The following is a 14,532-nucleotide window of genomic DNA, read 5'->3' as shown; positions in this document are numbered from 1 at the left end:
CAGGTGGTGCTTTATTCTGCGGCGCTGGCGCGTTTGGGCAAGACCCAGTCCGGGCGCGGGAAGTGGCAGGTATAGCCGTTGGGGATACGCTCCAGATAATCCTGGTGCTCTGGCTCGGCCTCCCAGAAATCTCCGAGAGGTTCGACTTCGGTCACGACCTTGCCGGGCCACAAGCCACTGGCGTTCACGTCAGCGATGGTATCGACCGCGACCTGTTTTTGCGCGTCGTCCAAATAGTAGATCGCCGAGCGATAGCTCATGCCGCGATCGTTGCCCTGACGGTTAATCGTGGTCGGGTCGTGGATTTGGAAAAAGAACTCCAGCAGGTCGCGATAGCTGATCTGCGACGGGTCAAACCAGATCTCGATCCCTTCGGCGTGGGTACCGTGGTTGCGATAGGTCGCGTTGGGCACATCGCCGCCGGTGTAACCGACGCGGGTGCGTGAAACGCCCGGCAATTTGCGGATCAGGTCCTGCATGCCCCAAAAACATCCCCCGGCCAGTACAGCGCGTCGTTCGGTCATCAGATGTCCTCCACATGAATCAGATATTCGCCATACCCTTCGGCTTCCATGTCATCGCGATGGATGAATCGAAGAGAGGCGGAATTGATGCAATAACGTAGCCCGCCATGTTCGCGCGGGCCATCGGGGAAGACATGCCCCAGATGGCTATCGCCGTGTTTCGAGCGGACCTCGGTCCGGATCATACCATGGGTCGTGTCGCGAAACTCTTCCACATGCTCATGGATGATCGGCTTGGTAAAGCTGGGCCAGCCACATCCGGATTCGTATTTGTGGGTAGAGGCAAAAAGAGGCTCACCCGATACGATGTCCACATAGATACCCGGTTCCTTGTTGTTCAGGTATTGTCCAGTGCCCGGACGTTCGGTGCCGCTGCGTTGAGTGACGTGAAACTCTTCGGGCGAAAGCGCAGCGATGGCCGTGGGGTCTTTGGTATAGCGAGTCATGGATCCTCCGGCAGAATTTTTTATTGCGCCATTATCTGGGGGCTGCAGGGTGGAAAGCAAAGCGATATTTCAAACCGCTCTCGCAGTCGTGCAAGTGATCTGGAGTGTGCCGTTCTGCGTATCAATTTAAAAAGGGAGGGCAAGACATGTTCAGATTGCTGCTTTTGACTGCCTTGATCTTGTTGGGTCGCGCCGTTCAGGCTGCGCCGGTGACCGGTGAGTTCGCCTCGATCGACGGGGGCACATTGGCCATTGAAGATTGGCGTGGCCAACCCGTGCTGGTAGTCAATACCGCGTCACACTGTGGGTTCACCGGGCAATACAAGGCTCTACAAAGGGTGCATGAGACCTATTCCGGCAAAGGGCTGGTCGTGCTTGCGGTTCCCTCAGATTCGTTCAATCAGGAACTCGGGTCCGCGGAAGAGGTAAAGCAGTTCTGCGAGATGAACTATGGGCTGACGTTGCCGATGACAGATATCACGCCGGTTAAGGGAAAAGACGCTCATCCGTTTTACAAGGCTGTTGCCGCCCAGACTGGGTTCACACCGAAATGGAACTTTAACAAGATCCTGATCGACCCAGCGGGCGAAGTAGTTGCGACTTATGGTTCAAACGTCAAACCCGACTCACGCAAATTGTTGAATCAGGTGGAAGCTTTGCTGCCCTGAGCGGGTTGACGCGAGAGCTGGACTGCAAGAATTCCAAGCGTTGTGACAGCGACACCAACCGCGTCCAGCGCGCCTAGTTTTTCACCTAGCAATATCGCTGCGATTGTGACCCCGAATACGGGGTTCAGGAAGTGGAAGGTCGCTGCCCGGACGGCACCGATGCGATCCAGCAGCAGAAACCATATCAGTGTGGCAAGCAGCCCAGGGAACAAGGTGGTGTATGTGAAAGCCAGTGCCAGCGGCACCGTTGGATGGATGTAAATGGTTTCAAAGATCGGCGCAGCGACAAACAAGACGGCCGAGCCAACCAGCATTTGCAGCCCCACGACCATCATGAAATTCCCGCCAGACGTCGCGCCGCGAACCGCTAGCGTGGCGAATGTCAAAGCAAGCGCCCCGATACCGCAAAGCGCGACACCGAACATGTCAACACCAGCGCTTATCCTGCTGCTCATGATCAGAGCAACACCTGCGAAACCGGCAAAGAGACCCAGAATGCCCAGCGGACGCAGCTTTTCACCAAAGATCAGCCATCCTGCAAGTGCAACCAACAACGGCATTGTAGATGCAATAATGGCCGCAACCGAAGCCTCAACTGTTTGCATTGCGTAGAAATTCAGACCCAAATAAAGAGCATTTTGACAAATCCCGAACAGGATCGTCGCGCGCCACTGGTTTTGGGTGAGGTGCCAGCTTTGGCCCATTGCCCTTGCAATTATCACGCCCAGAACACCAGAAATCAGGAACCGCAACGCCAGCGAGAACAAAGGTGAGGCATCTGCAACGATGATCCGCGCCGAGGTAAAGGCAGATGACCAGATCAGAGCAAATGTAAGCCCCATGGCTATGGCGCGCAGATCCATGGAGACCCCCTGTCATGTTCGGCGGACTGTTCCCGATTTTCCAGCTCGCTGCAAGTTGCCTGCGCCAAAAAAGACACGCAGGTAACATGCGGTGTGATTTATGTATGTTTTTATTGATTGATCAGCCAATAAACTATAACGGCGTGACGATCTGACCAAACAAGGGAGGTTTGTCAGTGCTTCTGGAGTACATTCTATCTTTTGGCGTCCTGCTGGCATTGGGCCTGGTCGCTTTCTTCGTCGTGAAATGGTGGAACCTGCGTTGCGTTGGTGTGACACCGGTTCATCTGTTCACGTTCATCGCGATCCTGTTCACATCCGGTCTGGATGTCGGCCTGATCATGTTCCCACTGACAGAATTCGGTGGCTATGCCGAGGACACTGCTTATGCATTTGCCAACCCGCTGGCGATCGAGTTTGGGTTCTGGGGCTTCCTGATCTGGGCGTTCTACTTCCTGACAGCCTTCTATTTCTGCGTGATCGAACCACGCGTGAAGTTCTTTGAGATTCCGCTGGTCAAGCTGATCAATAACGTGGTCATCATCGGCACCTGCGCCTTCACCGCCAGCCTGTTCCTGATCTATCTGCCCGGCTACCTACCCGAAGTCGGAGACGGCGAGTCCGTTGTAACAACGTTCTACATCATCGTATTTGTGGTCATCCTGGCGGCGGCCTATTCGTCGACTGACCTGAAATACGTACGCATCCTGTCGGTGGGTTCGACCTTTCTGTTCCTCGCGCTGATCATCGGAATGTGGGCTGCGGCAGGCATGGGCGTGACTGGCTTTTTGGAAACCGGCAGCAATATCGGCGCTTATTTCGCCAACCTTCACAAGTTTGTCCTGCCGCTGACCGACTATCACGCCTTCTATCTGTTTTGGTGGTTCGCTTGGTCGATCATGATTGGTCAGTTTACCTCGCGATTTGTGGGCGGTCTGACCACGTGGCAATTGCTGGCGGCGCTGCTTATCTTTCCATCCATCCCGCTGGGGATCTGGTTCACCGTTCTCTACTATTACCATTTGAACGGCATCAGCACCGCAGGAATCACCAATATCGCGATGGTGATCGTTGGTGTGACCTTCGTGATCAACTCGCTCGACTCGTTGATCCGCTTGTATACGGACAACCTGAAAATGACGGTCGAACGGTTCGGTAAGGCCACTTATGTGGCCGGCAACGTTGCGCTGTTGTTTGTTCTGACCCTGTTATTCCAAAGCCAGTGGCTGCAGATCCAGTGGATCGGAGCGGTGGTTGTCGGTCTGTATCTGGCCTGCGTGGTCTATATCCTGATCACAAAGCGCAAAGAGGTGTTGAGCATCGATGCGATGCCAGAAGACCGCGATCTGGACTTCCATAAGGTTGAGACGGTTCACTAATTGTCGATCAAAGCACTGATCCGAGGGGCACCCAAATGGTGCCCCTTTTCGTTGCATCTTGGCGACCATCAGGTTTGCCCTATGTTACACAGGGAAAGACGAAAGGTGTGCAGAGTGCTGGAAGAAAAACGCAAAGATCTTGACTCAGAGAAGCAGAAGAAAATTCTGATGCGCATGGTCGAAGCACTTAGCCAACTTGATCCCGATCTGTATTACCGACCGACCAGCGACATCGCATTGCATATAGAAAAATACATCCGCAGCGATGCAAAGCTCACATCCGACGAACGGTCGCTGATGGAGCGACTAAGCCGGCGTGATCTTGAGGTTTTGCTCAGTCTGCACTGAGGCCAAAGAAACTGAGGCCAAAGAAAAAGGGCCCCCAATTGGCGGCCCTTGATCATGTCGAAAAACGGAACTTAGCCGTTCACGCTGTCCTTCAGCGCTTTCGCGATGGTCATTTTCACAACCTTGTCGGCTTCTTTGGTGAAGGTCTCACCAGTGGCCGGGTTGCGAACTTGACGCTCGGGGCGCTCGCGGCAGTAGATTTTGCCAACGCCGGGCAGGGTGACTGCGCCACCGGCAGAAACTTCGCGTGTGATCAGGCCGGTCACGGCCTCAAGCGCGGCGTTCGCCGATTTCTTGTCGGTTCCCATTTCCTCAGCGAGAGCAGCAACCAGCTGAGTCTTAGTCATAGGCTTTGCCATTTCTTGGTCTCCTTAACGTGCCCGATCTATAGGGCCTCACCGCGTAACTGTAACGGGATATTGTGGCCAAACACAACGAATAGTAGCGCTGAAACCCCTAAAAATATGGGGAAAACGTTGCTTTTTTGCGTCAGAGGAAGGCTGTTTCGTCAAACGAACGCAATTTCCGGCTGTGTAACCGCTCCAGCGGCATGCCGCGCAAGTGTTCCATCGCTTTTATTCCGATAGCCAGATGACGGCTGACCTGCGTGGTATAAAAGGATGAGGCCATACCTGGCAGCTTCAATTCGCCATGTAGCGGTTTGTCCGAAACGCACAGCAACGTGCCGTAGGGAACACGGAAGCGGTAGCCATTTGCAGCGATGGTGGCGCTTTCCATATCCAGCGCAATCGCCCGCGATTGGCTGAGGCGCTGGACCGGACCGGATTGATCGCGCAATTCCCAGTTGCGATTATCGACCGAGGCTACAGTGCCCGTCCGCATGATCCGCTTCAGTTCGTACCCTTCCAACTCTGTCACTTCGGCCACGGCGCGTTCCAGCGCTACCTGGATCTCGGCCAAGGGTGGGATTGGAACCCAGACCGGCAGATCGTCATCCAGAACCTTGTCGTCGCGCAGATAGGCATGGGCAAGGACGAAATCCCCCAACGCCTGCGTGTTGCGCAGCCCGGCACAATGGCCGACCATTAACCAGGCGTGTGGGCGCAGCACCGCAATGTGGTCCGTTGCGGTTTTTGCATTCGACGGACCAACACCGATATTCACCAACGTGATCCCCGAACCGTCTTCCCGCTTGAGGTGATAGGTCGGCATCTGCGGCAGTTTCAGCGGCTGTTCAATCGCTGCCTCTGGGTCCGTGATCTCGGCGTTTCCGGTCGAAACAAAGCTGGTATAGCCGCTGGCGGGATCTGCCAATTGCTCGCGGGCGTAGTTTTCGAATTCCGAGACATAGAACTGATAGTTCGTGAACAGCACGTGGTTCTGGAAATGGCTTGCATCGGTCGCTGTGTAATGCGCCAGACGAGCCAGCGAATAATCCACGCGCTGGGCGGTAAACAGCGACAGGGGTCCAACGACATCCTCGTGATCATGCACACCGTTGACGATGTCGTCGTTGGTTGTGCTCAGATCTGGTACATCAAACACGTCACGCAGGGTGAACGCGGCCGCTCCCTGATGTGGCACAACCAGATCAGAATTGTTCGCCACAGCAAAATGCACCGGGATGGGCGTTTCTGACGCCGCAATTGTCACCGGCTGGCCGTGGTTCTTGATCAACAAAGCAATCTGTTGTGTCAGGTAAGACCGGAAAAGATCGGGCCGTGTCACCGTGGTGGCATGGACGCCGGGCTCTGAGACGTGACCAAAGCTCAGGCGGCTGTCGACCTGCGCGTAAGTGGACGTTTGAATGCGAATTTCCGGGTAATAGGCTCTGTATCGTGCGGACGGAGCACCTTCTTGCATCGCCTTGGAAAAGCTGTCGCACAGGAATTCCGTGGCTTGTGTGTAAAGCTCTTCCAAACGGGCAACGGCGGCTGCTGGATCGGTGAATTGCTCTGGCGCTTGTGAGTCAGGGGTCAGAAGTGTCGTCATGCCAAAGGTTCCAAAAGGTCGATTTTTTCGAAAGTGCGCACGTCTACCAACCCCAGATCCGATATTCTGAGTTCAGGGATCACGACCAGCGCCAGCAGAGAGTGCTGCATATACGCGTTGTTCAGATGACAGCCGCAGTCCTGCATGGCTTGCACCATCTCATCGGCTTTGGCTGCGACCTCGGCGGCGGGGCTGTCGGACATCAGGCCAGCAATGGGCAATTCGACCAGCGCCAGTTCCTGCCCGTCGCGGAAAATGGTAATGCCGCCACCCACTTCGGCCAGTCGGTTGGCTGCCAGTGCCATCTGTTCCTTATCCGTGCCTACGACAATCATATGATGACTGTCATGCGCCACGGTCGAGGCCATAGCCATCTTGCCCTGATATCCAAAGCCCGAGACAAACGCATTGGTCACTCCACCCGTCGCCCGATGCCGTTCGACTAGAGCGATTTGGCAAACATCACCTTCGCCCTCGACCAGCCCGCCAATGATTGGCAGTTCGGCCTTCAGCGCCTTTGTCGGGGCTTGGTTTTCAACTACGCCGATGACATTGGCCCGTACCCGGTTCGCACCGGCCGGTGCCTTGATCTCAAAATCGGCCGAGCTTAGCGCATGGCCCAAATGAACAGTGTTGCGCGCTTTTTGGGGCCAGTTCAAATGCGGACAATCGACCTGAATTACTCCGTTTTCCGCGACCACTTTTCCTCGTGCAATCACTATCTCGATCGGCAGGCTCGTCAGGTCCGAGCTGAGAACGATATCCGCCCTCCGTCCTGGCGTGACGGATCCGATTTCGCGTTCCAGCCCGAAATGCGTGGCTGTATTGATTGTCGCCATTTGCAAGGCGATCAGAGGCTCACATCCACAAGCAATCGCATGGCGTACGACACGGTTCATATGTCCGTCATTCACCAACGTGCCCGAGTGGCAGTCATCGGTACACAAAATGAAGTTGCGCGGGTCCAGCCCTTTCTCGGTCACTGCGGTGATTTGGCTTTCGACATCATACCAGGCCGAGCCCAAGCGCATCATCGACCGCATGCCTTGCCGCACTCGAGCAATGGCGTCGGCTTCGCAGGTGCCTTCGTGATCGTCCGCTGGCCCACCGGCCACATAAGCTGCAAAATTAGACCCTAAATCAGGCGAAGCGTAATGCCCACCCACGGTTTTGCCAGCACGTTGTGTGGCTGCAATCTCGGCCAGCATCTTGGGATCGCCGTGGATTACGCCCGGAAAATTCATCATCTCACCCAGCCCGATGATGCCTGGCCAACTCATGGCTTCTGTCACATCTTCGGGCGTGATTTCATAACCCGTGGTTTCCAGCCCCGGCGCAGATGGCGCACAAGATGGCATTTGGGTGAAGATATTGACCGGTTGCATCATCGCTTCGTCATGCATCATGCGCACACCTTCTAGACCAAGCACATTGGCGATCTCATGCGGGTCGGTGAACATGCTGGTCGTACCGTGCGGGATGACCGCACGGGCGAATTCGGCCGGGGTGAGCATGCCGGATTCGATATGCATATGCGCGTCGCACAGGCCGGGCAGAATATAGCGGCCGCGCGCGTCTATGATCTGTGTGTTCGGTTCGATGCAATGCGAGGCGTCAGGTCCCACAAAAGCAATCCGTCCTTCTGCAATCGCAACGGAATGATCCGGCAGTAACTCGCGGCTGTGTACGTTTACCCAAACACCGCCCTGAATGATCGTGTCTGCAGGCGCGCGTCCGGCCGCGACTTCGATCAACTTGGGGGCGACATCGGGCCAACTTGGGAAAGGTGTGTATTCCATGGCTCAACTTTCACGAATGCGCGAGCGGGTGCAACCCCGGTTCTGCGTCGTCACAAATAGATCATAGATTCCTGTTTGGCCTCCATCCACTTGCAGCCAACTCGTGCTGCCCGACCATCGGACAGGTGCGCAATGGCCTTGGGCAACGGCGGGAGCTTACCGGATTACGTTGTTGACCCAATTTCGCGCCGAATCCAATTCGCAAAAGCCACTGCACCGGGCGTGTCCTCGGCCTGCGGGGATAGCAGCAAATAATATGCCTCGGGCATTGGTGCGCGATGTTCGAATGGCGCGACAAGCTGCCCGCGTTCGATCAGGTGTTGTGCAATGGCGTCGTGCGCCAGGCACAGGCCCCCGCCTGCCGTGACTGCAGAAAGGCAAACCAGATAGGTTGTTGCATAGGTAATCGATGGATTGCCCCATGTTAGACCCTGCTCCTCTGCCCAGCTTGACCAATTGGACAGCAGATTGGAGCAATCAAACAATGGCTTCTCCTGAAGATCGTCCAGACTCACCTGATACCCCGGGGCACAGACCGGATAATAGTGTTCAGTGCGCAGCATTTCAGTCCGGGTGGTGTCCGACGGGCGCAACGAAAAGCGAATCTCAACCGCGGCGCCTTCGGCCATCTCTCGCGGTTCCCAGAGTTCGGTGAAGATATTTAATTGTACATCGGGATGCTCGGCCTGAAACATCGGCAGGCGCGGGGCCAGCCAATTGACGGCAAAGCTGATGTTGCACTGCACCTGAACGGCGTTTGGTTGCGCACCGGTGACAGCCTGTGTGCCGCGCATCAGAGTTCGAAACGCTTCTCGGACCACTGGCAAATAGGTGATTCCGGCCTCGGTCAGTTCTAACGCCTTGGGGCGGCGCAGGAATAGGGGCTGACCCAGATGGCCTTCCAGCGATTTGATCTGTTGGCTGACGGCGCTTTGGGTCATGTTTAGGTCCCGAGCCGCGCCAGTGAATGACAAATGACGCGCTGCGGCCTCAAACGTACGCAGCCAGCCCAGCGGAGGCAGCTTATTCTGCATCGACATAATCCCGGCATTAGTTTTGCTAATGGGATAGTGTTGTTTTTTTCGTTGGTCAAACGGGCAGACCAAATGCAGGCTTTACAAAAGGTCAGCCGCAATAGGAGCCCACGCATGAGTGTTACCAACCTTCGCCCCAATATCGACCACTGGTCCGAACGCGTGGATATGGCTGCCGCGTTCCGCTGGACTGCGCGGTTGAATATGCATGAGGCTGTCGCCAATCATTTCAGCCTTGCTGTGAACGATGACGGCACGCAGTTCCTGATGAACCCCAACCAGGCGCATTTCTCGCGCATCCGCGCGTCGGACTTGCTGCTGTTGGATGCCAATGACCCCGAGGTGATGTCTCAACCTGGCGCGCCGGATCCCACGGCATGGGGATTGCATGGGTCAATCCATCGCCACTGTCCGCACGCGCGTTGCGTCATGCACGTGCATTCGATCTTTGCGACAGTTCTGGCCTCGTTGGCCGACAGCACTTTGCCACCGATCGATCAGAACACCGCAACGTTCTACAATCGCTATGTGATTGACCAAGAGTTTGGTGGGCTGGCCTTCGAAAATGAAGGTGAACGCTGTGCTGGAATGCTGACGGACCCAAAGAAAAAGGTCATGATCATGGGCAACCATGGCGTTTTGATCATCGGTAGTGACCCCGCAGATACCTTCAACAGGTTGTACTACTTCGAACGCGCCGCCGAGACGTATATTCGCGCGTTGCAAACGGGCCTGCCCCTGCGTGTGTTGTCGGATGAGATTGCCGAGAAAACCGCAAAAGAGCTGGACGACTACCCCGATCAGGCCGAAGCCCATCTGCGTGAGATAAAGGCGATTCTCGACACAGAGGGCTCGGACTACGCATCCTAACCGCCAATTCTTCAGATAGCCTCATGACAGATATCGCCCCGGATCCCGAAACCGCCCGCTGGCACTATCATCCCGAAGGCCCCGTAGGTCTGAACCCTCTGTTCAGCTGGCCACCGCGCCCTGCGGCTGTGCTGAAATGGTACAGTGGCGCGTGGTTACAGATCACGTCCCTGACCTTGTGCATGGTCCTGGCGGTAACGGCCTATGCCTTCTTTTTCCCCGAATTAGAGACGATGAAGAGCTTCGCGCCCGGTTGGATGTTTCGGATCTGGCTGTTGAACATGGTGCCGCAAATCCTGGTCGCCGGTGCGCTACACTGGTGGCTTTACATGCGCAAAGGGCAGGGCATGTATAAAAAGTTCGACCGCCGGGATCTGACGCGGAACAACGGCGTGTTTACCTTCCGCAATCAGGTTTGGGACAATATCTGGTGGACGCTGGGCAGCGCCATGACAGTGGCAACCGTTTACCAGTGGATCATCTACTGGGCGATGGCCAATGGTTGGGCACCAACGATCACCTGGGCTGAAGCTCCGGTTTGGTTTGTCGTCTGGATAATGTTCATCCCCATGTGGTCTGGCTTGCACTTTTACTGGATACACCGGTTGGAGCATCACCCAAAGCTCTACAAACACGTCCACGCCGTTCATCACCGTAATGTAAACGTTGGACCATGGTCTGGCATTTCGAACCACTGGTATGAAAACCTGCTGTATTTCACCACCTACTTCATCCACCTGATTGTGCCGTCTCATCCGCTGCATCTGTTGTTTCACAGCTCTTTCCAACAGATCAGCCCGGTTCTGTCGCATTCAGGGTTCGAAAAACTGAAGGCAGGAGAGACCGACGCCGCGCGGGCCGGGGATTTCTTCCACCAGCTTCATCACCGGTATTTCGAGTGCAACTACGGCACGTCCGAAATCCCGTTTGATAAGTGGTTCGGCACCTACCACGATGGATCGGCTGAGGCGACGACACGTACGCGCGCTTATAAAAAGCAGATGTATACTTGATAGGGCCGATTTAATCGCCTTGGGTCAAACCCGTTCGAACAAGGCAACAAATGCCCTATCGTCCTTGTTCGGACCGGCGGCAAGATCGCCATAAATACGAACCTCGGGCAGGGTCAGATTTCGAATCTGACCTTGTTCCAATTGGCGCAGCATGTCTGCGAAACCCAGCTTTTCGAAATGACGGGCATTGATCGAAATGGCAAACTGCGCGCCGGGCCGTGCGATACGCAACAGCGCGGGAAAGACCTCGGGGCCAAGATGACCATGGGTGAAGGTCCCGGATGAGACGACGCCGGAATAGTTTTCGCGCGGTACCGGGATACCTTGGGTCACGTCTGCTTCGATCGCGTCGCGGTAGATATCCTTGCGCATGGCCTGATCCAGCATTTCCGTGCTCATATCAGTTGCGTCTATCGGCCCGACGCCCAGCCCGGACAACACAGCGCCGCAAAGGCCTGTGCCTGCGCCGACGTCCAGAACCGGGCCTTGACCGCCAGCACGCACAAATGCCCGCGCCGTGTGGGTGTGCAGCAAGTAGTCTTCGCGCGCGGCGAAGCTGTCATCATAATCCCCAGCCCATTCCGCATAGAGGCGTTTGTGTTCATCAGGTGAGTTCAGCGTATAGGCCGAATGCAAATCGGGTTTCTTGTCGCTCATACCCAACAGAAAGCCGCATCCAAAGATTCGATTCAAGTGCGTCCATGCAGCGCTTGCATCCCGGATCACTGAGGCCCATCAAAGGGGCATGACTCAGACGCTTTTTTCATTTGGCCATGGTTATTCCGCACAGGCCCTGTCCCGACATATTGCTCCGAAAGGCTGGCGCATTCTTGGCACCACACGTGACAGCGAGGGTATGGAAGCCATCCGTGACTCGGGTGCAGAGCCGTTGGTCTGGCCAGGACAGGAACCGAACCTGGATGGGGTGACGCATCTGCTGATTTCGACCGCCCCGAATGCAGAGGGTGATCCGGTCTTGGCGGCGCTGGGTGATGAAATCGCCCGCCGCGCGGCTCAATTCACATGGGTTGGATATTTGTCGACAACTGCCGTCTATGGCGATCATCAGGGTGGATGGGTTGACGAAGATACGCCTCTGGCACCAACGGCCAAACGCGGCAAATGGCGCATGCTGGCCGAGCAGCAATGGTCGTCCATTCCCGACCTACCCATCCATATCTTCCGGCTGGCGGGAATCTATGGGCCGGGCCGGGGTCCATTTTCCAAGCTCAAACGCGGCGGGTTGCGGCGTATCATCAAGCCGGGGCAGGTGTTTTCGCGCATTCACGTGGAGGACATCGCGCAAATCCTCGACGCCTCGATGACCAACTCCAACCCGGGTCGTGTCTACAATGTATGTGACGATGAACCCGTCCCGCCACAGGACGTCATTGGTTACGCTGCTGAGCTACAAGGTCTTCCCCTTCCGCCGGCGGTATCCTATGAAGAGGCCGACCTGACGCCAATGGCGCGCAGCTTCTATAATGAAAACAAGCGTGTGCGTAACAGTCGGATCAAGGACGAGCTAGGCGTGACTTTGATCTATCCCAATTACAGGGTCGGGTTAGACGCCTTGATGAAAGGCCAGTAGCACCTTAACCCGCTGCTGACCTGATCATGTCCGCTGCTTTTTCCGCAATCATGATGGTCGGCGCATTTGTATTTCCGGATACCAGCTTTGGCATGATTGACGCATCGACAACACGAAGCCCCTCCAACCCGTGCACACGCAGTTGGGGATCCACAACTGCCATCGGATCGCGCCCCATTTTGCAGGTGCCGACCGGGTGATAGATCGTATCGGCGCGGGCGCGGATGTGTTTTTCCCAATCGGCATCCGTCTGGGCGGTGTCCGTTCCGAACATCTCTTTGTGTCGGTATTTTGCCAAAGCAGGCGCTTCAAGGATATCCCGAGTCATCCGCGCCCCTTTGATCATAGTTTCAAGATCCCGCGCGTCGGATAGAAAAGCGGGATCAATGGCCGGTGTGTCCATTGGGTCGGCGCTGCGCAGCCCAACTGCCCCCCGGCTGTCCGGGCGCAATTTGCAGACATGACAACCATACCCGTATCCGTAGTGCAGTTTGCGTGCATGATCATCGACCATTGCGATTGTGAAATGTAGCTGGATATCGGGGCGTTCCAGATCAGGGCTGGTTTTCAAAAAGGCTGCCCCTTCGGCAAAGGGTGTGGCGGCCATGGAAGCGCCGGTCTTGTACCATCGCTGGATATGCCCAAGAAGCCGAACAGCCCCAACCGGACCAATACCAAATGTGTTTGTGTCTTTGGTGCGGTATGTCAGGGTGAAATCCAAATGGTCTTGAAGGTTTTGCCCAACACCAGGCAATTCATGACGTATGGCTATTCCATGGGGGTTCAGATCTGAGCCAGCACCTATGCCCGAAAGTTGCAAAAGTTGCGGCGATTTTAGCGCGCCCGCACACAGCAGAACTTCGCGTGTGGCCTTTACGCTGATGTCCGCACCTTTGCCCTTGGTCCGGTAGGTTACACCACTGGCGCGTTTTCCTTCAAATGTCAGCTCTTTGACAACGGCATGTGTGATGACGGTCAGGTTTGGACGGTCCATTGCCGGAATCAAGAATGCCGACGCGGCAGAGCAACGCTCACCATTCTTTGCTGGGCCGTGGAACTGCGTGACCTGATACAGACCAACACCTTCATTATCGCCCCGATTGAAATCGCTTGTTCTGCGGTGTTGCAGTTGCCCAGCGGCTTCGACAAAGGCGCGGGTGATCGGGCGGGGTTCTTTTTGATGAGACACGTGCAGCGGTCCGCAGCCGCCATGCATATCATCTGCGCCCTGCTCATTGTTCTCGGAACGGTTGAAGTATGGAAGAACATCGTTCCAGGCCCATCCTTCGCAGCCCATATCGGCCCAATCATCGTAATCCTGCCGCTGACCCCTGACATAAAGCATCGCATTGATGGCGCTGGAACCTCCCAACGTTTTTCCACGCGGTTGATAGCCTTTGCGCCCATTCAAACCTGTCTGGGGAACAGTCTCAAAGGCCCAGTTGTGGATGCGTGGTCGACCTGGCAAAGTTGCGACAGCCGCAGACGGCATCCGCACGACCACATCATCGCCGCTACCACCAGCCTCCAGCAAGCACACGCGAGTTGCAGGGTCTTCGCTCAGACGGTTTGCAAGAACGCAGCCCGCTGAACCTCCGCCAACGATGACATAGTCGAATTGCATGTTGAGCTCCGCGCCTTGTTCCGCCGTGACCAGCTTGTTTTCGAAACTCTGCTGCATTTAAGTTAAAATTCAATTGTGACCTCAAGTCAGGGCACGCGGTAAATGAAGGGTGGGGTGAAAAGCTGGCCTGTCACGCATGACGTTCAGGTAATTTGGTATGCTCTTCCCTGAGTCATTAGCCACGATTCCGTCTTCTGACTGCGCCTTGCCCCAATTGGATAGGCAGACAGTGTCCTCAAAGCAGTAGTAAAAGCTGCATGTCACCACATAACTCTTTGTTATTATTTTATTTTTGTAGAAAAATTCGTGAATCGTGAAGTTTTTTCAAAATGGGGGTTGCAGGTCCCAGACCTAATCCGTAAATACCCCTTCACCGGCGCTGCTGAGGCGCTGGGACGCTGCGGAAGCGGCGGTGACACA

15 protein-coding genes are annotated in these 14,532 nt (G+C 55.7%); 6 read left to right on the top strand and 9 right to left on the bottom strand.

From position 1 onward, the window contains the following. Positions 1-11: 11 nt before the first annotated feature. Positions 12-524, bottom strand: a complete 513-nt coding sequence (gene msrA, locus GOV89_RS21565) for a peptide-methionine (S)-S-oxide reductase MsrA (protein ID WP_171239067.1) — start codon at positions 522-524, stop codon at positions 12-14. Beyond that, a complete protein-coding gene (msrB, locus tag GOV89_RS21560; protein ID WP_171178823.1) occupies positions 524-970 on the bottom strand; it encodes a peptide-methionine (R)-S-oxide reductase MsrB in 447 nt (148 codons plus the stop codon). The genes msrA and msrB overlap by 1 nt, the downstream gene beginning before the upstream one ends. A gap of 146 nt (positions 971-1,116) precedes the next feature. Between msrB and GOV89_RS21555 the strand changes: the two genes are divergently transcribed. Beyond that, positions 1,117-1,638 (top strand): glutathione peroxidase, encoded by a 522-nt coding sequence (locus tag GOV89_RS21555; RefSeq protein WP_171178825.1) that lies wholly within the window; start codon positions 1,117-1,119, stop codon positions 1,636-1,638. On the opposite strand, the gene GOV89_RS21550 is transcribed toward GOV89_RS21555, so the two are convergent. After that, positions 1,614-2,501 (bottom strand): DMT family transporter, encoded by an 888-nt coding sequence (locus GOV89_RS21550; protein WP_171239066.1) that lies wholly within the window; start codon positions 2,499-2,501, stop codon positions 1,614-1,616. The genes GOV89_RS21555 and GOV89_RS21550 overlap by 25 nt on opposite strands. A gap of 182 nt (positions 2,502-2,683) precedes the next feature. On the opposite strand from GOV89_RS21550, the gene GOV89_RS21545 reads away from it, so the two are divergent. After that, positions 2,684-3,880: a BCCT family transporter gene (locus GOV89_RS21545; protein ID WP_171178870.1), complete on the top strand. Its 1,197-nt coding sequence runs from the start codon at positions 2,684-2,686 to the stop codon at positions 3,878-3,880. Between the two features lie 114 nt (positions 3,881-3,994). Further along, positions 3,995-4,228, top strand: a complete 234-nt coding sequence (locus GOV89_RS21540) for a hypothetical protein (RefSeq protein WP_171178829.1) — start codon at positions 3,995-3,997, stop codon at positions 4,226-4,228. A 71-nt stretch (positions 4,229-4,299) separates the two neighbouring features. Here GOV89_RS21540 and GOV89_RS21535 read toward each other — a convergent pair whose 3' ends face one another. The 4 genes from GOV89_RS21535 to GOV89_RS21520 all read right to left on the bottom strand — a co-directional run bounded on the left by GOV89_RS21535 (position 4,300) and on the right by GOV89_RS21520 (position 9,014). Continuing rightward, positions 4,300-4,587 (bottom strand): HU family DNA-binding protein, encoded by a 288-nt coding sequence (locus tag GOV89_RS21535; RefSeq protein WP_050605937.1) that lies wholly within the window; start codon positions 4,585-4,587, stop codon positions 4,300-4,302. A 130-nt stretch (positions 4,588-4,717) separates the two neighbouring features. Next, the gene (locus GOV89_RS21530; RefSeq protein WP_171178831.1) at positions 4,718-6,181 is read right to left on the bottom strand and encodes an AMP nucleosidase; all 1,464 of its coding nucleotides are present in this window, start codon (positions 6,179-6,181) and stop codon (positions 4,718-4,720) included. After that, the gene (gene ade, locus GOV89_RS21525) at positions 6,178-7,980 is read right to left on the bottom strand and encodes an adenine deaminase (protein ID WP_171239065.1); all 1,803 of its coding nucleotides are present in this window, start codon (positions 7,978-7,980) and stop codon (positions 6,178-6,180) included. Before ade ends, GOV89_RS21530 begins: the two co-directional genes overlap by 4 nt. A 164-nt stretch (positions 7,981-8,144) precedes the next feature. After that, a complete protein-coding gene (locus tag GOV89_RS21520) occupies positions 8,145-9,014 on the bottom strand; it encodes a LysR family transcriptional regulator (protein WP_171178835.1) in 870 nt (289 codons plus the stop codon). Positions 9,015-9,128: 114 nt separating this feature from the next. On the opposite strand from GOV89_RS21520, the gene GOV89_RS21515 reads away from it, so the two are divergent. Together GOV89_RS21515 and GOV89_RS21510 are read left to right on the top strand one after the other, a co-directional pair. After that, a complete protein-coding gene (locus GOV89_RS21515) occupies positions 9,129-9,884 on the top strand; it encodes a class II aldolase and adducin N-terminal domain-containing protein (RefSeq protein WP_171178837.1) in 756 nt (251 codons plus the stop codon). A gap of 23 nt (positions 9,885-9,907) precedes the next feature. Further along, a complete protein-coding gene (locus GOV89_RS21510; protein ID WP_171178839.1) occupies positions 9,908-10,897 on the top strand; it encodes a sterol desaturase family protein in 990 nt (329 codons plus the stop codon). A gap of 24 nt (positions 10,898-10,921) precedes the next feature. On the opposite strand, the gene GOV89_RS21505 is transcribed toward GOV89_RS21510, so the two are convergent. Beyond that, complete coding sequence (locus GOV89_RS21505; RefSeq protein WP_171178841.1) at positions 10,922-11,554, bottom strand: class I SAM-dependent methyltransferase; 633 nt, start codon at positions 11,552-11,554, stop codon at positions 10,922-10,924. 88 nt (positions 11,555-11,642) lie between these two features. Here GOV89_RS21505 and GOV89_RS21500 point away from each other — a divergent pair, with 88 nt between their 5' ends. Continuing rightward, the gene (locus tag GOV89_RS21500) at positions 11,643-12,488 is read left to right on the top strand and encodes an SDR family oxidoreductase (protein WP_171178843.1); all 846 of its coding nucleotides are present in this window, start codon (positions 11,643-11,645) and stop codon (positions 12,486-12,488) included. Between the two features lie 4 nt (positions 12,489-12,492). Here GOV89_RS21500 and GOV89_RS21495 read toward each other — a convergent pair whose 3' ends face one another. Further along, complete coding sequence (locus GOV89_RS21495; protein WP_171239073.1) at positions 12,493-14,112, bottom strand: GMC family oxidoreductase; 1,620 nt, start codon at positions 14,110-14,112, stop codon at positions 12,493-12,495. Positions 14,113-14,532 lie beyond the last annotated feature (420 nt).

The organism is Ruegeria sp. HKCCA5763 (assembly GCF_013034545.1).
Classification (GTDB): domain Bacteria; phylum Pseudomonadota; class Alphaproteobacteria; order Rhodobacterales; family Rhodobacteraceae; genus Ruegeria.
Note: the sequence above shows the minus strand (reverse complement) of the source record. Positions and strands in the feature narration are given on the sequence as shown.